The sequence below is a fragment of the Paenibacillus sp. FSL W8-0194 genome, from assembly GCF_037969745.1.
GTDB classification, from domain to species: Bacteria; Bacillota; Bacilli; order Paenibacillales; family Paenibacillaceae; genus Paenibacillus_AQ; species Paenibacillus_AQ cookii.
Window position 1 is genome coordinate 4,011,518 of sequence record NZ_CP150205.1, and the last position, 21,780, is coordinate 4,033,297.

A 21,780-nucleotide genomic window follows, 5' to 3' on the forward strand; every position below is an offset into this window, starting at 1 on the left:
CTCCCCTGTTGGCTTCCCGGCAACCGGACTTGCAGCATCCCGCAATCGATCCCGCTTAAATAATCCCCAGCTCTTTGCCTACGCGTTCGTAGACGGCAAGAACCTGATCCAGCATTTCCTTGCTGTGGGCAGCCGTCGGCATGTTGCGGATCCGTCCGGTTCCTTTCGGCACCGTCGGGAACACGATCGCTTTGGCGTATACGCCTTCCTCATACAAACGTTTGCTGAATGCCTGGGTTTTGACTTCGTCCCCGATAATGCACGGCGTAATAGGCGTCTCGCTGTTTCCGATGTCGAAGCCGATTCTTTTCAGCCCGTCTTTCAAGTAATTCCCGTTGTCCCACAGCTTCTCGATCAGCGTTTTGTCGTTCATCAAAATGTCGACCGAAGCGATGCAGGCGGCCACGGGCGCTGGCGGCAAAGCTGTCGAAAACAGGAACGGGCGGCTTCTCAGCTTCAGCCATTCGATCAGCTTTTTCGAGCCGGCCACGTAACCGCCGACGACGCCGATCGCTTTGGAAAGGGTGCCGATCTGGAAATCGATCCGGTCCGACAAGCCGAAATGCTTCACCGTCCCGGCTCCCCCGCCCAGCACGCCGGAGCCGTGGGCATCGTCCACGTACGTGATCAGATCGAACTCTTCGGCGATTTGCACGATTTCGGGCAGCTTCGCGATATCGCCGTCCATGGAAAACACGCCGTCCGTGATCACCATGATTTTGTTGTACAAACCGGATTCCTTGGCGGCTTTCGCCTGCGCTCTCAGGTCTTCCATGTCCGAGTGCTTGAACCGGATGATTTTCGCCTTCGACAAACGGCAGCCGTCGATGATGGAGGCATGGTTCAGCTCATCCGAGAGGATCGCATCGTTTTTGTCCATGACCGCGGAAATGGCCGCCATGTTGCAATTGAAGCCGGACTGGTAGGCGATGACCGCTTCCGTATGTTTGAATTCGGCCAGCTTGCGTTCCAGCTCCAGATGAAGATCCAAAGTGCCGTTGATCGTCCGGACCGCCCCCGCGCCTGCGCCGTAGGTTTTTGCGGCTTCAATGGAAGCGTTTACCAATCGTTCGTCCGTAGCGAGCCCCAAATAGTTGTTGGAGGACAGGTTGATCAGCGTTTTCCCTCCGATCAGGATGGTCGGTCCGTTGGGTCCTTGAAGCGGGTCAATGACGTTGTACAAGCCTTTGCTTTTTAAATCCTCGATGTTTTCCGTTAAAAACCGGTCCAGCGAATGACTCGGCATGCGAATCCCTCCTAAATATACATATGTCCGCAATCAGAGGACATTAATATTGTTAAAAACCCTTTATATACAAGTAATTATGTATATTCAATGTAGCACCTTTTTTAAGTTTTGTACATCCACCAAGGACATTATTTGCAAAATATTTTTGCATGCCGCATGTTTGCCTTCGAAAGTTCCTGCCCGGTCCGGCGTCAAAAAGTGGTTGCCAAGAACAGCAAAAAGAGCTAAAGTGAACGTATATGAACGATATGAACATAAATGAACGAAAAGGGAGTGTTTCTTTTGGAAAGAAGATATGCATCGCATCCGCGGGAAGTGAAACAGTTCGATACGGCGCGTTTGCGCGAAGAATTCCACATTCCGGTGCTGTTCACCCCGGACCGTCTGGAGCTTGTCCTCACGCATGAAGACCGCATGATCATCGGCGGCGCGTTTCCGGTGAACGAATCGGTGCGTCTGGACGTGGATTTGAAAGAGCTCGGCGTAGGTTACTTCCTGGAGCGCCGCGAAATCGGCATCATCAACGTCGGCGGCAAAGGCACGGTCGTCGTCGAAGGCGAGTCTTACGAGCTGGACCACAAGGAATGCCTGTTCGTCGGCATGGGCAACAAGGAAGTCGTTTTCAAAAGCGAAAGCGCTGCCGCTCCGGCCAAGTTTTACCTGAATTCGGCGCCTGCCCATCAAGCGTACCCGACCCAAAAGGCAACGCTCGCCGATGCCGAATCGGCCGATCTCGGCTCGATCGAAAATTCCAACGAACGCACCATCTACCGCTTTATCCATCAAAACGGCATCCAAAGCTCGCAGCTTGTCATGGGCATGACGCTGCTCAAAACGGGCAACATGTGGAATACGATGCCTGCGCACGTGCATCCGCGCCGGATGGAAGCATACATGTATTTCGACCTGCCGGACGATGCCGTCGTGTTCCATTTGATGGGCGAGCCGAGCGAAACGCGCCACATCGTCATGCGGAACGAGCAAGCCGTCATTTCTCCGAGCTGGTCGATCCACAGCGGCGTGGGCACAAGCAATTATACGTTTATTTGGGGCATGGCCGGCGACAACAAAATTTATTCCGATATGGACCCGGTGGACATGAAGGAATTACAATAGAACGTAAAATGCATTCAAGTTTAACCCTGATTCGAAATGAGGCTTGTACATGAACCCGATCCTGCGGCACGAGAAGATTATGGAAGCGCTGCTGACCAATCAAGAAGTTACGGTGGCGGAGCTTAGCGACATATTGAAGGTCACGGGCAAAACCATCCGCGAGGACCTGACCAAGCTGGAGGAGCAGGGGCTCATCCGCCGCGTTCACGGCGGCGCCGTTTTGGCCCAGGCGGACCAATTCGGCATATTGCCCTCCAAAGAGCCGATTTCCAAAAACCTGGAGATGAAAAAAAACATCGCCCAAGCGGCGCTGAACCGCATCGTGCCCGGCGACATCGTCGCCCTCGACGGCGGCAGCACCACGCTGGAAATCGCGCGCCTGCTGCCCAACCAGCCGTATACGGTCATTACGAACGACGTCTATATCATCAGCGAGCTTTCCAAAAAAGACAAAATCAATCTCGTGGTTCCGGGCGGTTACCGGGTGCGCAACATCTTGACCGGCCCCGAAGCCGTGGCGTACGTCAAAGAGCTTAACATCCAAAAAGCGTTTATTTCGGCGACCGGCATCCATCTGGAGCATGGGCTGTCGGTCTATACCGGAGAACTGCTCGCATTCAAACGGGCGCTCATCGACACCGCCCGCGAAAGGATCGCGGTAGCGGATCATCATAAATTCGGGCAGACGGCGCTCCGGACCTTTGCCCGGCTTGAGGAACTCCACGGTCTCATCACGGACGACGGTTTGCCGGAAGCGGTGCTTGCGGAGTACCGCAAAGCCGGCCTTCCGATCGAGCTTGCGGGAGACCGGTGAAGGATAAAAGTCACAGTCAAGGAGCGGATGAAAGCATGAATCTGTTTAGTTTGGAAGGCAAAACGGCGCTGGTCACCGGCACCTCCGGCGGCCTGGGTCAGGGCATCGCCATCGGGCTCGCCGAAGCCGGCGCGAACGTCGTGTGCGTGGCCCGCGGTTCATCCGAAGCGGCCGTCGGAAAGGCCGCGGCTTTGGGACGCAAAGCTTCTGCCGTCAAGGCCGACCTGAGCGATGCCTCGGGGCTGCAGGCCGTGTTCGACGAAGCTTTGCAGCTGACGGGCAGCATCGACATACTCGTCAACAACGCGGGGACCATCCGCCGGACCCCTGCCAAAGACCACAGCGAAAAAGACTGGTTCGACGTCATCGACCTGAACCTGAACTCCGTGTTCCTGCTGTCGCAAATTGCCGGCAGGCATATGATCGAACGCGGCAGCGGCAAAATCATCAACATTTGCTCCATGCTCTCCTATCAAGGCGGCATCAACGTGCCGGGGTATACGGCAAGCAAACACGGCGTCGCCGGTTTGACCAAAGCGCTTGCCAACGAATGGGCCGCAAGCGGCGTACAGGTCAACGGCATCGCGCCGGGATACATGATCACGGATAATACGGCGCAAATTTTGGCCGACGAACAACGCAAAAAATCCATCACCGAACGGATCCCCGCCGGACGTTGGGGAACGCCGGAGGACATCCAGGGCGCGGCGATTTTCCTCGCCTCCTCCGCATCCGATTACGTCAACGGCCATGTCCTCTGCGTGGACGGCGGCTGGATGGCAAGATAAAACGAAGCAAGGCGTGCTGCCCGGGTTCTCCCGACAGGCACGCCTTTTGCATTGTCCGCCACCCCTCTTTTGTGCTATCGTCATGATCAAACATGCAGTTCTGTATAAGGGAGAATCGAACATGCAAGGATACAATGTCGTCATGATCTACAGCAAAGACATGGACCGGCTGCTCATGTGCAAACGCCTGAAAGATCCGTACAAAGGCTTAAGCAATCTGGTGGGCGGGAAAATCGAACCCGGCGAGCGCGGCATGGATGCCGCTTACCGGGAGCTTATGGAGGAAACCGGGATCTCCCCGGAAGACGTGACGCTTCATCACGTCATGGATTTTACGTATTATTTGCAGCACTGTTACGTCGAGGTGTATGCCGGCAGGCTGAAACGAGACGTCGATGCCGCGGGGGACGAAAACGAGCTGTATTGGAGCGATCTTGGCCAAAACTTTTTCGACATGACCTTGTACGCAGGCGAAGGCAATATCGGCCATATGATCGAGCAGGTCAACATGAGCGGCATTTTGCAGCAGTCAAAGGAATAAGCCGGCTACAAAAAGCTTCATCGTAACTGTTAAAAAACAAATCCGTTTAGAATTTGATCCAAGGTATTGACTATGACGTTAGGTCATAGCGCATAATTCTCACTATAAAACGACTTGGAGTGAGAGTTATGAATATAAAAACACTGCGTTCAGATCGGATTTACCAGAGATTAACGGCAATTCGGATTTTTGCATGCGAAAAACCCGGTATTTCCTACGCTAAGGAATTACCGGGTTCTGTTTCTTGGATACGGAGTGGCCATAACGCATTTGGTTGCGCTACTGTAACCTGCAAAAAGTTGAATCAGGGATCACTTTGCTTCAAAACCTGGTTGATGAGAAGTACCTAAAAGATAAAATCAAATCCCTTGTTTCTCGTATGATGGTCCTTTTGCCTGATGCAACAGAGAAATATCATTTCGTCAAGATTTAAGGATTTACATGTCAACCAGAAAGTATAAATACTCCTACAGACGAATAACTCGGAGAGCTGAGCACTGAAAAGAGCAAAGCCGTGTCTTTGGGGTAGTTCTAAAGTAGAACTAAGGATCCTGCGTTTCAGGAGTCCTTGCCGCACGGGACATTCATTGCTCTTTTTAGGGGAGGCTTCACTTTTTTTGTACTATAAAAAATAAAAGGGCGTTTCATTTGGTTGTAATTCATACTGATCAATCTCCTTATTAAGTGAAGGCGAGAAAAGTTCAAACCCGGGAACGGACTTTTCATTGTCAAAACTATTAAATAAGGAGTTGTTTTCATATGGCACTTGGTTGTGATACAGCAACAAGAGTGACGGCGGCACGGTTGAAGACGCTTAAAGATTACAAAATGACCTTTGTTGGCCGCTACCTGAACCGCGTTGAGGGAGCGCATGACGAATTGACAACTGCCGAAGTGGACACCATTTCGGACGGCGGATTGTTCATTGTATCCATTTATGAAAAGAATGGGGCTACCAAACAAGACTATTTTACTAACGCTAATGGTGTTAGCGATGCCACAGACGCTGTAAAGCTGGCAGGCAACTTGGGACAACCCAATGGAACTCCCATTTATTTCACAGTGGACACTCGGGATTGGACTACACAGGAGATCAAGGATAAGGTCGTTCCTTATTTTCAAGGGGTACTGTCGGTCTTGAATAACAGTTCCAAGAATCCGCACGGGTACAAAATGGGTATTTACGGTTCAAGAGCAGTTTGTTCTTACATCCGTGGCGCTTACTCGGCTACCGAACGGTATACGTTCATCGTAGATAGTTGGCCTGGCACTTTCGATGATTGGAACCTTCGGCAGTATAAATACAACACCGACCTTGGCACTGATGCTGCAAAAATTAAAGTAGACTATGTAGAGTCTTCTTCTAATGGCGGCGGAGGTTGGAAAAAGTAATTTTTCATGAATGGCAAAAGAAAGAGCGGCCTGTATAGACAGCCGCTCTTTCTTTAATTTTTTTGGTTATTTTAACTTATCCAGGGATGCGTCATAAGCCCAAGTTAAGCCTCCATCCTTGCTGGATAAATAAATGGTTCCAATAATTCCATTATCCCCGGACAGGCTAATAGGAAAACGTCCTTCTTTCCCGTTAAAGAAAGGCGAGAGCGGGTTTTTTGAATAATTCTCAAACTTTTCTGGCAGGCTGACAGGGAGTCGATCCCAAGTCTTTCCTCGATCCTTAGTCCAATAAATGATCGGATCGGGCGCTGTGAAATATCTGTATCCTAAAAAGCCGGTATCGGGGTTAGAGAAACCGACCCCCGTTAAATGTTCCGAATACTGATCATTCGGATTTCCTGTTTCGATCCATGTTTTTCCGCCATCCGAAGTCTGAAAGACAAAGTTTTCTGCGCATGCGACTCCGCATCCGTGGCCGACAACCATCCAGCCTTCTTTTTCCGATGTGAAACCGATGAATAGCTCATCACCCTTGGCGTCTTCGTTTTGAACGACGGTCTCGTTCCATGTCTTGCCCATGTTGTCGCTGATCAGAACATGAACCGGAGCGAATTTGTCAGGATCGGGATTATATACAATGGCAGTTTTATCTTCGGAGATGAAAAAGCTGCCTTCGCTTAGTCCTCGGTCGAAGGATTCCCTTGCCATATCTAATTGTAAAGGCGTTTTTGCAGTCACTTTCCCATTTCGATATGAGATGGAAACATGGCCTTCCTTATCAATCGAATAGGAATTGCCCGCGTCATAGGAGACAACTTGGTCCCCGACGAGGTTAGAATAGATCGTACCGGGTTTGAAGGCCGCGCTGTTTCCGCTTGTAACATTGGCGCAGGCTGCTAATACGCCCAGCGAAAGGACAACGGCACAGAACAGCATAAGTCCACTTCGTTTCTTCTTCATACTCAGGATGGACTTGAATCTTTGTTTCATGGTATGTTTCCCTCCTAAAAAATTCGTGGATAATGCTAAAAAGCGAGGACTCGGCTTCTGCATGACAGAGAGAATGACTTCGCAATATTTTTTGCGATAGGCTAGGCTTTGCTTAAACACGACAGTATCGTCGCAGTACAATTCAATTTCTCGACTGGCTTCCCGGACGAGCAGCCATACAAAAGGATTAAACCAATGTAGAGCATGCACCGTTACGAGCAGCAACTTATACAGAATGTCATGGCGCTGATAATGGACCAGCTCATGCTTGATGATGAACGTCAATTCTTCTTCGGAATACTGCTCATGCGGCAAAAGCAGCAGTGGTTTTCTGAAACCGACAAGCATCGGATTTGGCACTTTTTCGCTGGTTAGCACAGGGATAGACAAGGGGACGCCCATTTCGAGCATCATGTTTCGAATTCGGGCTGCGATTAGTTTACTCTCGATGGGTCTGCTCCAGCGAAGCGCCTGTTTTCTGAACGTGTAGTATCCTGCGACATGATACGCGAAAAACAACACCGCCCCGATCAGCCAGATTGTAGCTAGAATGTAGAAAAGAGACGGGGCATGGACGGCCGGTTCGACGGCTGTCTGTACCTGTATGGGCTGTGCTGCAAGTGGATTTTCTACTTGCGTGTTTACTTGCGACATGCCTTGAGCGGTAGGGTTCATAATTGGGTTACTGGGTAACGGAATGTCGATTAAGCTCTTGTCAAATGAGAAATGGAAAGGCAATAGCAATCGGATCGCTAAAACCATCCATATCCAGTAAGTCCATTTTGCCGAATAATGCTTGCGCAACAGGGGAGTCAGGAAAAGTAAGATTACAATGAGTAAGCTGGTCGTAACCGAAATGTTCAGATAGTCTGAAAACAGGCTGGTCATCAGCTCTCCTCCCTTTCCACTTTATCAATGAGCTCCCGCAGCTCGGCAAGATCGTTTTTGTTAATCGCTTTCCCGTTGTACAAGGACATCACCATGTCTTGAACCGAGTTGCCGAACAGCTTCATCAAAGTGGATTTGCCTTCGCTCTCCTTATATTCGCTTTCAGATATGGCTGCATAGTACCTGTTATTTCGACCTTCTTTCTCACAAATTAGAAATCCTTTTTCCGTTAACCGTGCAAGGACAGTCATAAGAGTAGGCAATGACCAATTCCGCTTATCCCGAAGTTGATCCAGAATGTAAGAGGAATTTATCGATTGCCCCGTCTTCCAGATGATTAGCATTACTTCCAGTTCTGCATCTGGCAATCGTTTTATTTTTTCCATGGTTTTCCCTTCCTGTTATACAATTGTCTAATACAATAAATTATACAATTGTATAATTGAAATGCAAGTTATTCCTAAGATTTTTGTTTCCCTGATCTTTGACGTCCCGGAAGGATGAAAGGTTGCATGTGGGGGACGTTTCGTGTAAACATGCAAGCGGAAACTGAATCCGTTCAGCCTTCTGTTTAATTAAGCCCGGCCTTGATTTCACTGGAGTTCTCCGGTTCCCCAGCCTTGAATTCCAACTATTTCCGGAAAAAGCGGCAGGTTCCATTGGGATTTTTTACGGGCCTCGTAAGATGGCGTACCTCCCTAGTAGAAAAAAGAGCCCTTTTAGGGCTCTATGCTCTCTATAGTTTCTTTTAAAATAAATCTGTCATAAGTTTTTTGTACATTTTATCATCGATTTCGAGCAAGCTTTTTGAACCATCTTTAAATTGTACTGCGACAGTATGCGTCCCTTTCTTTTTCGCCGAGAGTCCTGCCAGCATACCGACAGGCCCCAAAAGAAGCGAGCCAGCTAATCCGCGACCTACAGCACTAACAGCGCTGGTCTGACTGCTTTCATCTACAACTTCATATGCTTCTACCGTATCTTTTGTAAGCTCTACTCTCTTGAGAAAACCAGTCGCAATCGCAATACATTTGCCTGTATTTAACACTATTTTTTTTTGATAGTCACCTGCTATAACCGCGTTTTTAGCCCCCATGATTCGGCTCCTCACACCAATATTTTCCTACATAATAACATAGAGTGATAAAATTCGGCTATTTTCGTTTTAATTTGTTTAGATTCAAATAATTTCATGGTTTTACTGCAATATGATGAAGTATCGTGGTCCATCGAAATGAGGCCCCCTAGGGTCATATTATAATGCGGGTTATTCCGTATTTTTTGTTAACAAGCTCAAGTTGATCGAAGAGCTCTTATTCAGAACTGACTTGTCTGATTTTAGCCGAGGTCAATGCACGATCAGTCTTTCTGGGGTCAGGTCGAGGTAAATGGCCAATGGCTCTAAAGTTGGAATGCACTTATGTAATATTCTTGTTGTATTGCATTACACCATTGTTATCTGAAGCTTGTACAAGTTCAAGAAACTCAGTAATGATAGCTGATATCGCATCTTCCTTAGGCAAATGGATAAATTGACTAATTCTCAAAATATCCTCTCTAAAAAGGTCTATGAGTTGTAACATCGCAGTACGATCCTTTTGTTTGGCAGCTTCAAGAAGTTTTATCATTTCGCTATTAGAGATAGTTGTGCAAGCATTTTTCGCTTCCATTTGTTCACCGCCTGTTGACTAATGTTAAGCTGTTTCGCTACTTCAACTTCTGTAAGGCCTTGTAGATATATTTTTTCAATAATTAATTTCCCCTGAGGGGGTAATGTGTCAAGCAATTGATGAACCCACATTTTTTCTTCTGTTTCCGTAGCAAAGTTTGAGTAGAAGGGCTCTTTATCATTGAAGGAATGTTCACGATTTCGTATCTTTTTAGCTTGATACTGAACCCTCCAACCAATACGATAAATTTCTGTTTTATAGTGTTCATAAATTTCTGTTTGTTCCATTTGTATCTCTCCCTTTTGTGATCATCGTGTATATATAGGGAAAACAAGGGGTAATTTTACAACTAAAATAGGAACGTTTGTTCCCATTTTTTATTGTATCATTTTTGGTTGTTAAATGGTAAATCGAGTTTCCTAATAGATAGAAATTCGAAAAGGAGGGTACGGTATATGGAAGTTACGGATACAATATCATTAATTACAAATGTGGGTTTTCCGGTAACTTTGTGTTTCATTTTGATACGCTATGTCTTACAGACGATAGGTGAGAAACTGGATCGTTTGGACTTCTCCTTAAAGCAGCTTGCTCAAGCCATTCAATCGGTTCATAAAGAAACACAAGATTAAAGGTGTTGTCTATATGAATTGAAGTGATTACTTTGAAGTTAATTTCAATTTTGTATAACAGGATCTGCGAAATTACCTGGTTAATGAGAAGTCGGTCTAGGCTTTCTGTTCATTCTTCTCGTTATATTTTTTCCGGAAGATCATGGTCAATGGATCATGGTCTTTTTGCATGGGTAATGTAACAAAGTAGAAAGAAATAGTGTCTATATATCTGATGACATGAAAGTTGGGAGGATTTTTATGCTTAAAAAGTGGACTGCATCCGTACTTGCCTTCGCCTTATTTGCTTTGCCTATGACATCTGTTCCGATTTATGCTGCGGATGCATCAAAAGAAGTGATAATTAATAATGGTCAAATTAATAGTGGTCGAGTCCTCATTCCGCTGCGTGCCGTTTCTGAAAATCTGGGAGCGAATGTAAAATGGTCTCAAGAAAACAAAGAAGTTAAAATTCAAAAGGGCGACTCGACAATTCGCCTTGCTGCAAATTTCAAGGGGGCTATTGTTGAAACGCCGCCGACTGCTGAATTTCCTAATACTCCTCATCGGGAATACATTAGTCTCGATACTGCTACGCAAATTATGAAAGGAACGACTTATGTTCCGTTAGGATTTGTAAGTCAATCACTCGGAGCCAGTGTTACATGGGATAATAAAGCGAAGAAAGCAAGCGTCGTATTGGATGGAAAGCACATCATTATTAACATGGATCAACCCTCTGTTCAAATCCCAGAAAAACAAAAAATTACGGATGCACGTTTAAAGGTGTTGTCCGAGAAGCTAAACGAAGCAGGGAATACAGCATCACTGAAAAATGTTAGTGCACATTTTAAACCGTATTTTACTGATAAACTGATAAAATCGGTTGTTCAAAATAAAGGACTGGGTACAGAAAATACTTATACAGCTCCTATTACTTTGCCTGAATATATCAGTCAGACAAAAGCTCTACTTTCACAGTCTGTCATACTAGCAAATGGTTTGATGGGTGAAGACCAATATATAGAGGATCGGTCAATTACGCTTGTGTTTACAAATGGGGTATGGAAGGTGGACAATGTTAGCAGGGGATCTCGAACTCTGATTACAGGATACGCATTTTATGAATAATTAGTTTATTCAGACCAAGCAAAGAAGCCCCTTCGTAGGGCTTCTTTGCTTGGTTTTTTTGTTTATACAGTTTGGAATGCAATGAGTGCAGGAGTAGATGCCCCACCTGCAGTTGACATAGTAATTGTTCGAGTGATCGAGGCTCCCGGTGCAAGCTTTACAGTAGCGACCTCAACCGCTGGTTGTTCATTTCCAGAGACTTTCAGGTATGATTCAAGCTTAGGCACCTTGTATGTTACGCCTTCTCCGCTCCACCGAACTGCACCGGCGTAATAGTTTGTTCCGCGGGCGGCAACATAAACCTTGACGGTCTTTTCAGCACCAGTTGTATTGTTCAACGTAACATCAAGGTTATATTTAATTCCATAGTGACCTTTATTACTACTTGCTGGTCCTTGCGCAGGAGGAGCTTCGGGGTCTTTGTATGAATTGCTTGCTTTCATTAGATCATCCGTATCCCCGTTACTTGCATTGTAATATTTCCAACCACTGCCGGCACTATAGCTGACAGAGCTTTTAATATCGGCAAAATTCCAGGAACCACGAGGATGTGTTGCCCCATCCTCTGAATAGTAATTAACGACGGGATTTTGATTCTTTGTCAGGTCTGCGGTTGTATTATTGGCAGCAACTGTACGAACTCGATAATTCATAGCGGTATTGGATACAGTGTTGCTGAGCGAAAATTCAATGATTCCACCAACGATAGACTTATCTGGAACGGTCCATTCCTTTACTACTCCAACCTGTCCAGCAGCAACAGAAGAATTTTTCGGAGTAACACTATCCATCGTGCCTCCCACAAGTGCAGTAGCTCCGCAGATTCCGTGCTGAAGAATTGAACCACTTGGTAGTACTTGAACGGCGTCGTTTACATTATGGATCGAGTAGGAGGAAGTACCCGCATTGCCGACCGTAATTCCGACTTTGATAGAAGCTCCGGTATCATTATAGTGCCATACAAAAAAGCGGTAACGTACCGAAGAATTACCGGAAGAAGTATCGCTCCAAAGTGTGGCAAATCCATTTTTGAATGTGGTTGTTGTGGAGTTGATTTTTTCCGGATTGTCAGAACAAAAAAAAACGGGTGCCTATAGCAGACTGAGAACCAACCAATAGCGTTGGTGTACCGGTTGGCTTAGGAATATTAACAATTGTTTTTGTGGTTTGATTACAAGACATATATAATCCCCTCTTTTTTTGGAAGTACAGCTTGTGGGGATAGATTTTCTATTTGTTGTGTATCCCTCACAACATTAGAACGGTCACAAGCTGGTTGGTGGATTGAGGGGATTTTTGTTCCCCTCAATCATATAGGAGCTTCAAGAGGGGCAAATACAACTCTACAAATAAAAAATAATAGCACTCTTTTTGAATAGAATTAAGAAAAGAATAGGGAACAGGCTCATGCTACCGGCTCTAAGGCGGCAAAAAACGCCACCTAAGAGCCGGTACGCACCGCTGCGGGGGTACTCGGGCCGATAACGAGAGCGCCTAAACCGGAAAAAGCGTCGGCTAAGGCGCTCTACGTTCCTGTCCCTCGCTTCACCCCCCCGCACGGAGCGAAAAGCTTCTGTGGGTGTGGGCAAGGGAGGCATGCAAAAAGTTGCCCAAGCTTCGCCCGAAGAAAAACTTGAATTATTCAGAAACGAAATGATGGCCCCCTTTATGAAGCAATGGCAAATTCAACAGATTCCTTTTAAAGCTGAAGAGCCGCATGGGTTTGATGTTATTGCGTTTAATAGCATGATGCATCGGTCCCCTGATCAGATTACCCCTCAGCTTTCGGCAGAGATCGGGCTGATTTCGTCCGAATCCTTTTGGCAAGAGTGTGAGGAGGCTGTGAAGAAAAGCTTGTCTTTATTTGTAGAGCATGGAATAAACCTCCCCGTAACCGATTATTTATTTACCATTCAACTCGGGAATCCGGAAAACCGTTCCTTAACAATAAACGAAGGATACAGCGGCTTCGGGGGCATTCCCGGGTTTATCTGGGGCACGCTCTTGCCGAATGGGTACACGATTCCCCGAATGAAGGCAGCACTGGCGCATGAATGCAACCATAACGTGCGATATCAATTTATTCAGTGGGATCATACCGTTCATTTGGGCGAGCTCATTGTCAGCGAAGGATTGGCTGAAAACTATGCCACGTTCATGTTTGGCGAAGAATGGCTCGGCCCTTGGGTGACGAAAACAAACGCAGACACGCTGAACAGGCGCATCAAGCCTGTGCTTAGGGAGCAATGGCACGTAACCGGGTTTGATCAAATCGTTCCGTATCTTTACGGCGACGAGATCGCGAAACTTCAAAACTTTAAACCGGTCCATATGCCTTATAGCGCTGGTTACGCTTGCGGATATTATTTGATCCAATATTATTTAAGAAAAACAGGAAAAACGATCTTTGAGGCCACCCTAACGCCTGCTGATCAAATATTAGACGAAGCAAAAGGATTTTGGGATGAAGAAACCATTATTAATTAACGGTTAAAAATATTGTCCTGATTACGGGCATTACCAGCCGGACCCTGCATTTTTCATGCCTCGATGCAGAGTTGCCGGCTTGCATTGCCCATACCTACAAATTCGATGCCCGATCCAAAAAGTACTTCATCAATACAACAATGAGGATTTGGCTAAAAAATCGCAAAAAGAAACCCTGTTCCTCCGTAAAAGGACAGGGTTTCTCTGAAGGTTGGCGGATAAGCCAAGCCTTTTCTTAGAACTGCAATCGAAAGAACGCCCGTAGCCGGAATCGTTCCGCCTCGCATCATTTATAACCTTGCATGAATATCGGGCTATACCAGCACCGCAAACGCCTCGTATGGCCGCAGCCTCATTTTTTCCGTCAACACGATTTCCGGATAAACGGCCACCCGCACTTTGCCCTCGACGAAATCGCGGCCGAGCGCAAAATCAAGCGGCTCCTTGCTCCAGTTCGATACGATCAGAAAACGCCTGCCCGAAAGGCTGCGCTCATAGGCGAACACATGGGCATCTTCCGGGGCGGCCAGCTTAAATTCACCGTGGACCAAAAGTCCGTTGATCAGCGGATCGCTCCGCAGCAGGGCCAATTGATCGTAAAAATCCAGCAGCGATTGCCGGCTGATCTCGATCTCCCCCCGGGCTTGATCCGCAGGCCTAACCGGAGTTTGGGTGCCCTTTTCTGCCGATGCCCCGGCGGCGGCCGTTTCGGCGCGCTGCTCGCACACCGCTGCCGGGCGATCCAAGCCCAGGGCCGCCCCGCCATCCATCCCCGGAGTTCCCTGCATCAGCTGCAGCGTCAAAGCCATGCATTTGGCCGATTCCAACAGATAGGATCCGCTCATAATTCCGCCGCCCCGCCGAACTGCCGGGAACGGCATTCCCTCCCATCCATGGTTAGTGCAGCTGCCGTGCCGTCGGCGCCGCATCGGCGGCTGCCGTCCGGGCGGACTTCCACTTGATCGACGCCACGGCGCTTGCGAGCGCCAGGATGACGAATATCACCCCGACCCAAGCATTGTAATAAACCGAGGAGCTTTCGATCACGATCCCGCCGACCGCGGAACCGACGGCGATCCCGACATGCGTCGCCGAGCTGTTCAAGCTTTGCTGAATGTTGGACGATTCCGGCGCCGACTTGATCAGGTAGCTTTGCATCGACGGAGAAATCGACCAGCTGAGCGCGCTCCACACCAGCATGACGATCAGGCATACATACATCGAAACGGTCGAAAGCGGCATCAGGAACATAATGACGGCAAATACGCCCACGATCGCCAAAATGCTTTTTTCCGCCCCGAACTTATCCGTCACCCAGCCTCCGAAACCGCCGCCGAGCACGGCCGCAATGCCGAACAGAAGATAAAACAAACTGAGTACCGACGGGCTCAAATGCAGCGTCTCCTGCAAAAACGGCGTCAAATACGCGTAAAGCGTCAAATGTCCGGTCAGCATCAAGACCGAGATCAGCTGCCCGAAAATGATTTTTCCGTTCTTCAGGGAAGCCAGCTGACGGCGCAGCGGAATGGCCGGCTCCGGCTCCGTTTTCGGGATCAAAAGCTGAATCGCGACAAGCGAAACGACGGACAACGCCGTGATCATCACGAAAGGCGCGCGCCAGCCGAACGCGTTTCCAAGCATCATGCCCAGCGGCACGCCCAGCACCAGCGAACCGCTTACGCCCATAAAAATGACGCCGATGGCTCTGGCCTTAAATTCCTCGCTGGCCATTCTTGAAGCCATCGTGATCGACAATACGGTAATCAGCGCGCTGCTGGCCGCCGACAAAATCCGCGCGACGACCATCGTCGCAAAATTAGGGCTGACCATCGACAGGACGTTCCCGGCAATAAAGACGAGAAGCGCGCATTGGTACAACCGCTTCCGCTCCATGCGTGCCGTTGCCGTCAGCAGCAGCGGGCCGGAAATCGCAAACACGATCGAATACAGCGTAATGAGCTGCCCGGCGGCGCTCAGGGAAATGTGAAGATCCCTGGAGATCAAATCCAAAATGCCGCCGACGATCAGCTCGACCATGCCGGTCACGAAACAGGCTATCGCCAAAATGTAAATTTTAAAATTCATATGCCGGTGTTGCTCCCTTCTCTCTGGTTGTCGTTCTTTGGTTACTACCGTAATAGTAACTTATATCAAATTCGTGAGCAAGCACATTTTTTTCCTTCCAGGCTCAGCTGCCCAAGAAGCCGCATCCGGCTGTTCATGAGCCGTTTTGGACTCGTCTTCCGGCGGATCGCATAAAAAAAGCGGGCAGAGCATAAGCTCCACCCGCTTGAGGGGATCGTCTTTCAGCGTCCGACGCGGATCAGTACCGCAGCTGCAGAAGCTGGGCCATGATTTCCTTGTCGTTCATCAAAACATCATGATATTTGGTCGTAATTTGGGTCAGCAGCACGTCATGGTGGAAATAATCCGTAAAAACGCGCACAAACGGCTGGGATCTTGTTTTGATCGCCTGCCAGGAGCCGTCTTCCATGCCCGCAAAAATCGCTTCCGCATCGTCCACGATCAGCAGCCTGAATCGTTCCAGCGTCACATGCTGCTCGTTCGGCTCCATCACCGCCAGTTTTTTCAGCCCGCTTTGGACTTCCCCGACCGATAGCGCCTCGACGGAAACGCCTTCGCGCTCTTTTTCCTCGAGGATCGGCAATACCGTTTGGAAATCGTCCTTCCACGACGAATAGCGGATCGAACTTTTCGCTTCCAGCAGCATTTGCTTGATCTGGGCGTGGATCGAGGCGTCGGCCTTCAAACTCCAGACGCGGTCGTCCACGATCTCTTTTTTCGGCTTTTGCCGCTCAAGCTCCTGGATATCCGCCTGAAACTCGGCCGTCAGCTTTTCGACGACAAGCGGAATCGGCAGCGCCGTATACAGCTTTTTCTTTTCGGAAATCGACTCGAGCACCATCCCCTTCTCCACCATCCGGGAAATGACCTCGTAGATTTTTGCCTTGGGCACGCCCGAATATTTGACGATCATCGTCGCGTCCATCGGCTGCACCGACTGCGCCAACGTTTCATAAACTTTGCTTTCATACTGGGAAAAACCGAATTTATAGAGCAACTTGTCCAACTCCCGATCTTTCGAACTTGGTATTAATGTACCATAATTCCGGCATCCAATGTCAATTTTCATCATGCTGTGCCAATTGCTGTTTGAAATAAGCTGCGCAGCATCCATCCCCCCCATCCCCCCGGTATTGAACTATATCTCGATGCTTATTGGAGAGGACTATCTGCTAGTGATAGGGCTGGGGATTGTCGGATTCCGTCCAGCTAACCTTTCTGATTCAGCCATCCGGATGAACAATATGAAAGCCAGCTGCCCAACAGGGCAACTGGCTTCTCACCGGAAAGATATTTTCCGAAGAATTCCGTCATTTTGTTTACGGCTTGATCGACGTATTGCGGTTGGTCATACAACTCAAAATGGTTTCCCCGTTATGACGGTACCGGGACGCCTTTGCGGTCAGCCCGCCTTTGCGATTTTCGTGCCGCGAACCGATGCCGCACCATATACTACGAGCGCCGTCCAGATGAGCGCGAAGCCGATGAGCAGAACCGGCGAAACCGATTCCTTGAACACGAATACGCTCAGCAGCAACATGATCGTCGGCCCGATGTATTGTACGAAGCCGAGCGCGGACAGCGTCATCCGGGCGGCCGCCCGCGCAAAAAAGAGCAGCGGCAGCGCCGTTACCACCCCGGAAAGGAGCAGTTCGACGAACATGGGCGCAGGCAGCGTCCATGCCGTCGCCTTTCCCGCGGCAGCCAAATAGATCCAGTAGCCGAGCGCGACGGGCAAAACGACAGCCGTCTCCGACAACAAGCCTACGGAAGCGTCTTGCACGATCTTCTTCTTCGCAAGGCCGTACAAGCCAAACGACGCGGCCAGCGAGATCGCGACCCACGGGAACCGCCCGTAGTCGATGGCGATGATGAGCACCGCCGCGCCTGCGATGGCAATCGCAAGCCATTGGCCGCGGTTTGGCTTCTCACGAAGGAAGAAGACCGCCAGCAGTACGTTCAGCAGCGGGTTCAAATAATAGCCGAGACTCGTCTCGACGACATGGCCGTTGTTGACTGCCCAGATGAAGATGAGCCAATTAGCGGCGATCAACAGTCCGCTGGCGGCAAGCGCTAGCAGGAGCGAGCGGCTAGCCGCAATCCGCTTCATGTCGCCCCAGCGGCGCTGGACGGCGACGAGCATACCCATGAAGACGAACGACCAGACAACCCGATGTGACAGAATTTCGCCTGCCGGCACATGGTCAAACAACTTCCAATAAAGAGGGAGAACCCCCCACATGATATACGCGATGATCGCGTTGATCAACCCGTTGTTCATCATTCTTTCCCCCTGCTCTCTCTGATGTCTGAACGGATTATACGCCTCGATCGTCGCTTAAGTAAAGTAAATTATTGCTTGGCAGTCGCCGCACTTGATAGATGCGTAATTTATTCGTAACTTAACGCATCAATCGGTTTCAAACGCGAAGCCTTGTAGGCCGGATAAACGCCGAACAGAATGCCAATCCCTACCGCGCTAAGGAAGGACAGCAGGATGGGCGGAAGCGTAATGACGATCGGCAAAGAGGCGAATTTTTCGAGCAGGACCGCCGCTCCGATGCCAAACAAAATACCGGTTGCCCCACCCAGCATGCTGAGGATCACCGCTTCGGCCAGAAACTGCGTCATAATATGTCCGCGTCCGGCCCCAATCGCCTTGCGTATCCCGATTTCGCGCGTCCTTTCCGTCACGGATACGATCATGATGTTCATAATGCCAACGCCCCCGATGAACAGCGATATCGCGGCGACGCCCTGAAGCAGGTTGGTCATGATCCGGTTGACGCCCTGCGCCGACTCCAAATATTCCTTCTGGGTTTCGATCCTGAAATTTCTGGCGTCGCTTGGCTTCAGATTATGCTGAATCCGGAGCGACTCTCCGATATCCGCGCTTGCTTTGTCGATCAGTTCCGGGGTTTTCGCCGAGATGAACATCGAGTCGATCCTTTTTGCGCCAAAACGGTTTTTCATCGTGGTCACCGGAATGTATAATTGATCGTTTTGCGTAGTGAAACCTTCCATTTTTTCAAGCACGCCGATGACCGTATATGGAATCCGGTTGATCTGGATCGTCTGGCCGACGATATTCCCTTGATCCCCGGAAAACAGGCGTTTCGCGGCTTCGCTTTCCAGAATGACCACATTCATGCCGTGTTCCATTTCATGTTGGGTAAAACTTCTGCCTTGCGCGAATTTAAATCTGAATACCTTGTCAAACCGGCTGAGGGTTCCCTCCACTTGAATATCGAAATTCCGGTGCCCCCTTGCCGCCTTTGCGCTGGCGGAGGCGCCTTTGGGGGCGACGCCGGCAACGGTATGCAGCTTTTCGATCCGTTGAACGTCATCCAGCGTCATTTGGTTGGCTTCATACGAATTTGTTCCATTTGCGCCAACGTCCGGAACATAAGAATAAACAATGATGAGATTGCTGCCCATGCTGTTGATTTCTTTTTCAACGCTCGCCGCCGAACCTTTGCCGATCGCTACGATCGCGATGACCGCCCCGACCCCGATGATGATCCCCAGCATGGTCAGCAGGGATCGAAGCTTATTGGCCATCAGGCTCGCCAGCGATACGCGTACGATTTCCGTTACATTCATCCGCCCGATTCCTCCGCCGCCAGTCTGCGGTTCATGATGTCCCTCGACCCGACGATCGCGCCGCCGCGGAAATCGACCAGCCGTTTGGCGTATTCGGCCGTTTCCATTTCATGCGTGACAAGCAGTATGGTCGCTCCCCGGTCATTCAGCCTTTGGAAGATTCCCATAATCTCCGTGCTTGTCCGGCTGTCCAGGGCGCCCGTAGGCTCATCGGCCAGCAAAATGACCGGTTGGTTCACGAGCGCCCGCGCGATGGACACCCGCTGCTGCTGTCCCCCCGACAGCTCGCTCGGCTTGTTTAGCAGCCGGTCCCCCAGCCCTACCTGAACCAAAGCTTCAATCGCTCTTTCACGCCGCTCCTTGGCGGGTACTCCCGCGTACATCATCGGCAGTTCCACGTTGGCTAGCGCCGTCGCCCGCGGAAGAAGATGAAACTTTTGAAATACGAACCCGATTTTTCGGTTTCGAATGATCGCCAGCTCATGTTCCTTCGCTTCCAGAATCGAATAGCCGTCGAGATCGTATTTTCCGGAAGTGGGCCGGTCCAGGCAACCGATCATGTTCATCATCGTCGATTTTCCCGATCCGGAGGGACCCATGATCGCTACAAATTCCCCTTCGCCAATGGTCAGGTTTACGCCGCGGAGGGCTTCTATCTTCTGATCTCCCACATGATATACCTTTTTCATGTCTTCGATTTGGATTACCGTTTTCATATGTTCATGCTCCCCCTTATGCGTGTGTAACGCGTACGGCTGTTTAACCGCTCCAAGCGGCGTTCTCGGGGCTGTTGTCCGCCGGAGGTTCGGCCGGTATGACGACGGTGGCTCCTTTGTTCACGCCTGATATGATTTCTACCCGGTCGGGTGCGTAAATGCCGATTTCAACGGGCTGGAACACGTACGTTTCAGGGTGCGCCGGGTCGGGCACCAAATACACGCCGTCTTGCCCGCCTTCCGACTGCAGCGCAGCCAAAGGGATATACAAAACGTTGTTATGAGTAGCCAAATGGATCGATATCTGCATATTCATCCCCGTCTTCAGCGTCCCTTCCGGATCCTGGATCGAAAGCTCCACGGTGTAAGTCGTTATTCCGGCATCGGTCACGGCTTGCGGCGAAACGAAGCTGATTTTGCCTTCGTATTGCTTGTCAGGATACGAGTCCGTCCGCATGGTCGCTTCAAGCCCCGTTTTCATTTTTGCAATGTCGGTTTCGTCCACTTTGGCCTGCACTTTCAGCCGGTTGGAGTTCGCATTGTTCATGACGATGAATGGAGCGGTCGGGGTTGTTCCGACATCCCCGTTTACCTTCAAAATCAATCCGTCCCACGGAGCGGTGATCTGCAGTTTGGACAGCTCGCTTTCTTTTTGTTTCAAATCTGCTTCGGCCTGCAATACGGCAGCTTCGGCCGACAACACCGCGGAAGGCTCCGGCGGCGCTTCGGCGGCTTTTAAGCCCGCCAAAGCGGATTGGTAGGAAAGTTTGGCTTCCTCCTCCGCCTGCTTGCCTTTGATCACCGTTTTTTCATATTGCAGCTCTGCGTTTTCATATTCTTTTTGCGCCTTATCTAACGCATCCTGCAATGCCGTTTGCGCTTTGGCATATTGAAGTTTGGCGTTCTCATATTCGATGTTGGCTTTTTCCAGGTTTCTCTCGGCCTCCGTCGCTTCATTCAAAGAAACGGCGCCAAGGCCGAACAAATAGGACTGGTCGTCATACTCTTTTTGGCTTTTATCCAAATTGGCTTTTGCCGCCGCAACTTGCTGCTCCGCTTCCCTTAATGCGGCGTTTTTCCCCGGCTCCAGGACGGCCTGCTTGGCTTTTTCCAGATTGGCTTCGGCCGCCGCTTTCTGATTTTCGGCTTCCTTTAAGGCAAATGGATCATTCGCCGAATCGAGTGCCATTTTCGCTTTTGCGACATTCTCTTTTTGCGCCTCGATTTCGTTCGGCTTGGCGCCTTTTTGCACCTCGGCCAGCTTTGCTTTGACAATCGCCAAATTGGACTCGGCGCTTTTAATCTGCATTTTCGCTTCCGAATCGTCCAGCTGCGCCAGGACCTGTCCGGCTTTCACGCTGTCGCCGGGTTTGACGTTCACCTTGACCAGTTTGCTTGTCCCTGCGCTGGTAAAGTTCAGGTTTGCCTCTTTGGTCGCCTGAACGATCCCTGCCAGGCTAAGCGTATCCGTCACGTCTCCCTGCTCGACTTTCACGGTTTCATTCGGGAGCGCCGTGGCAGGTTTCGGGGTGGTTTCGAAATAGATCAAAATGCCGGCGCCGCATAATAAAACGACCGCGAACGCCATCCAAATCCAACGTTTTCTGCGCTTCCGCCTCAGAGAGGTTAATGTCTGATGATTTTCGATTTCAAGCACGCCGTTTTCCTCCACATTCATCATTTCGCATCCGCTTGG

The 21,780-nt window shown here is 49.6% G+C and carries 22 protein-coding genes; 8 read left to right on the top strand and 14 right to left on the bottom strand.

The window, feature by feature from the left end; translation table 11 throughout:
• Positions 1-55: 55 nt before the first annotated feature.
• The gene (locus tag MKY58_RS18255; protein ID WP_212950806.1) at positions 56-1,246 is read right to left on the bottom strand and encodes a glycine C-acetyltransferase; all 1,191 of its coding nucleotides are present in this window, start codon (positions 1,244-1,246) and stop codon (positions 56-58) included.
• 285 nt (positions 1,247-1,531) lie between these two features.
• Between MKY58_RS18255 and kduI the strand changes: the two genes are divergently transcribed.
• The 5 genes from kduI to MKY58_RS18280 all read left to right on the top strand — a co-directional run bounded on the left by kduI (position 1,532) and on the right by MKY58_RS18280 (position 5,900).
• A complete protein-coding gene (kduI, locus tag MKY58_RS18260; RefSeq protein ID WP_339321501.1) occupies positions 1,532-2,365 on the top strand; it encodes a 5-dehydro-4-deoxy-D-glucuronate isomerase in 834 nt (277 codons plus the stop codon).
• Positions 2,366-2,414: 49 nt separating this feature from the next.
• Positions 2,415-3,179, top strand: coding sequence for a DeoR/GlpR family DNA-binding transcription regulator (locus MKY58_RS18265; protein WP_036706788.1), 765 nt, complete (start codon positions 2,415-2,417; stop codon positions 3,177-3,179).
• 35 nt (positions 3,180-3,214) lie between these two features.
• On the top strand, positions 3,215-3,967 hold the full coding sequence (gene kduD, locus MKY58_RS18270; RefSeq protein WP_339321502.1) for a 2-dehydro-3-deoxy-D-gluconate 5-dehydrogenase KduD: 753 nt from the start codon (positions 3,215-3,217) through the stop codon (positions 3,965-3,967).
• Between the two features lie 121 nt (positions 3,968-4,088).
• A complete protein-coding gene (locus MKY58_RS18275) occupies positions 4,089-4,508 on the top strand; it encodes an NUDIX domain-containing protein (protein WP_339321503.1) in 420 nt (139 codons plus the stop codon).
• Positions 4,509-5,267: 759 nt separating this feature from the next.
• Positions 5,268-5,900: a glycoside hydrolase domain-containing protein gene (locus MKY58_RS18280; RefSeq protein WP_339321504.1), complete on the top strand. Its 633-nt coding sequence runs from the start codon at positions 5,268-5,270 to the stop codon at positions 5,898-5,900.
• Positions 5,901-5,966: 66 nt separating this feature from the next.
• Here the strand turns inward: MKY58_RS18280 and MKY58_RS18285 are convergent, their stop codons facing one another.
• From MKY58_RS18285 to MKY58_RS18305, 5 genes are all read right to left on the bottom strand, one after another.
• Entirely contained in the window at positions 5,967-7,781 is a 1,815-nt protein-coding gene (locus tag MKY58_RS18285; RefSeq protein ID WP_339321505.1) for a M56 family metallopeptidase, read from the bottom strand.
• Positions 7,781-8,167, bottom strand: a complete 387-nt coding sequence (locus MKY58_RS18290; RefSeq protein WP_339321506.1) for a BlaI/MecI/CopY family transcriptional regulator — start codon at positions 8,165-8,167, stop codon at positions 7,781-7,783. Before MKY58_RS18290 ends, MKY58_RS18285 begins: the two co-directional genes overlap by 1 nt.
• A 362-nt stretch (positions 8,168-8,529) precedes the next feature.
• Positions 8,530-8,877, bottom strand: coding sequence for a hypothetical protein (locus tag MKY58_RS18295; protein WP_339321507.1), 348 nt, complete (start codon positions 8,875-8,877; stop codon positions 8,530-8,532).
• Between the two features lie 322 nt (positions 8,878-9,199).
• Positions 9,200-9,451, bottom strand: a complete 252-nt coding sequence (locus MKY58_RS18300) for a hypothetical protein (protein ID WP_339321508.1) — start codon at positions 9,449-9,451, stop codon at positions 9,200-9,202.
• Complete coding sequence (locus MKY58_RS18305) at positions 9,406-9,738, bottom strand: sigma-70 family RNA polymerase sigma factor (protein WP_339321509.1); 333 nt, start codon at positions 9,736-9,738, stop codon at positions 9,406-9,408. The genes MKY58_RS18300 and MKY58_RS18305 overlap by 46 nt, the downstream gene beginning before the upstream one ends.
• 168 nt (positions 9,739-9,906) lie before the next feature.
• On the opposite strand from MKY58_RS18305, the gene MKY58_RS18310 reads away from it, so the two are divergent.
• Together MKY58_RS18310 and MKY58_RS18315 are read left to right on the top strand one after the other, a co-directional pair.
• Positions 9,907-10,083, top strand: coding sequence for a hypothetical protein (locus MKY58_RS18310; RefSeq protein ID WP_339321510.1), 177 nt, complete (start codon positions 9,907-9,909; stop codon positions 10,081-10,083).
• A 240-nt stretch (positions 10,084-10,323) separates the two neighbouring features.
• Positions 10,324-11,193 (top strand): copper amine oxidase N-terminal domain-containing protein, encoded by an 870-nt coding sequence (locus MKY58_RS18315; RefSeq protein ID WP_339321511.1) that lies wholly within the window; start codon positions 10,324-10,326, stop codon positions 11,191-11,193.
• A 62-nt stretch (positions 11,194-11,255) separates the two neighbouring features.
• Here MKY58_RS18315 and MKY58_RS18320 read toward each other — a convergent pair whose 3' ends face one another.
• Positions 11,256-11,984 (bottom strand): hypothetical protein, encoded by a 729-nt coding sequence (locus MKY58_RS18320; RefSeq protein ID WP_339321512.1) that lies wholly within the window; start codon positions 11,982-11,984, stop codon positions 11,256-11,258.
• 805 nt (positions 11,985-12,789) lie between these two features.
• Here MKY58_RS18320 and MKY58_RS18325 point away from each other — a divergent pair.
• Positions 12,790-13,680, top strand: coding sequence for a DUF2268 domain-containing protein (locus MKY58_RS18325; RefSeq protein ID WP_339325198.1), 891 nt, complete (start codon positions 12,790-12,792; stop codon positions 13,678-13,680).
• 314 nt (positions 13,681-13,994) lie between these two features.
• Here the strand turns inward: MKY58_RS18325 and MKY58_RS18330 are convergent, their stop codons facing one another.
• From MKY58_RS18330 to MKY58_RS18360, 7 genes are all read right to left on the bottom strand, one after another.
• Positions 13,995-14,525, bottom strand: coding sequence for a hypothetical protein (locus MKY58_RS18330; protein ID WP_339321513.1), 531 nt, complete (start codon positions 14,523-14,525; stop codon positions 13,995-13,997).
• A gap of 52 nt (positions 14,526-14,577) precedes the next feature.
• The gene (locus MKY58_RS18335) at positions 14,578-15,765 is read right to left on the bottom strand and encodes an MFS transporter (protein WP_339321514.1); all 1,188 of its coding nucleotides are present in this window, start codon (positions 15,763-15,765) and stop codon (positions 14,578-14,580) included.
• A gap of 238 nt (positions 15,766-16,003) precedes the next feature.
• Positions 16,004-16,762: a helix-turn-helix domain-containing protein gene (locus MKY58_RS18340; protein WP_339321515.1), complete on the bottom strand. Its 759-nt coding sequence runs from the start codon at positions 16,760-16,762 to the stop codon at positions 16,004-16,006.
• 405 nt (positions 16,763-17,167) lie between these two features.
• Positions 17,168-18,046, bottom strand: a complete 879-nt coding sequence (gene rarD, locus MKY58_RS18345; RefSeq protein ID WP_339321516.1) for an EamA family transporter RarD — start codon at positions 18,044-18,046, stop codon at positions 17,168-17,170.
• Positions 18,047-18,156: 110 nt separating this feature from the next.
• Positions 18,157-19,368: an ABC transporter permease gene (locus tag MKY58_RS18350; protein WP_339321517.1), complete on the bottom strand. Its 1,212-nt coding sequence runs from the start codon at positions 19,366-19,368 to the stop codon at positions 18,157-18,159.
• The gene (locus MKY58_RS18355) at positions 19,365-20,084 is read right to left on the bottom strand and encodes an ABC transporter ATP-binding protein (protein ID WP_339321518.1); all 720 of its coding nucleotides are present in this window, start codon (positions 20,082-20,084) and stop codon (positions 19,365-19,367) included. Before MKY58_RS18355 ends, MKY58_RS18350 begins: the two co-directional genes overlap by 4 nt.
• Positions 20,085-20,127: 43 nt before the next feature.
• Entirely contained in the window at positions 20,128-21,765 is a 1,638-nt protein-coding gene (locus MKY58_RS18360) for an efflux RND transporter periplasmic adaptor subunit (RefSeq protein WP_339321519.1), read from the bottom strand.
• Positions 21,766-21,780 lie beyond the last annotated feature (15 nt).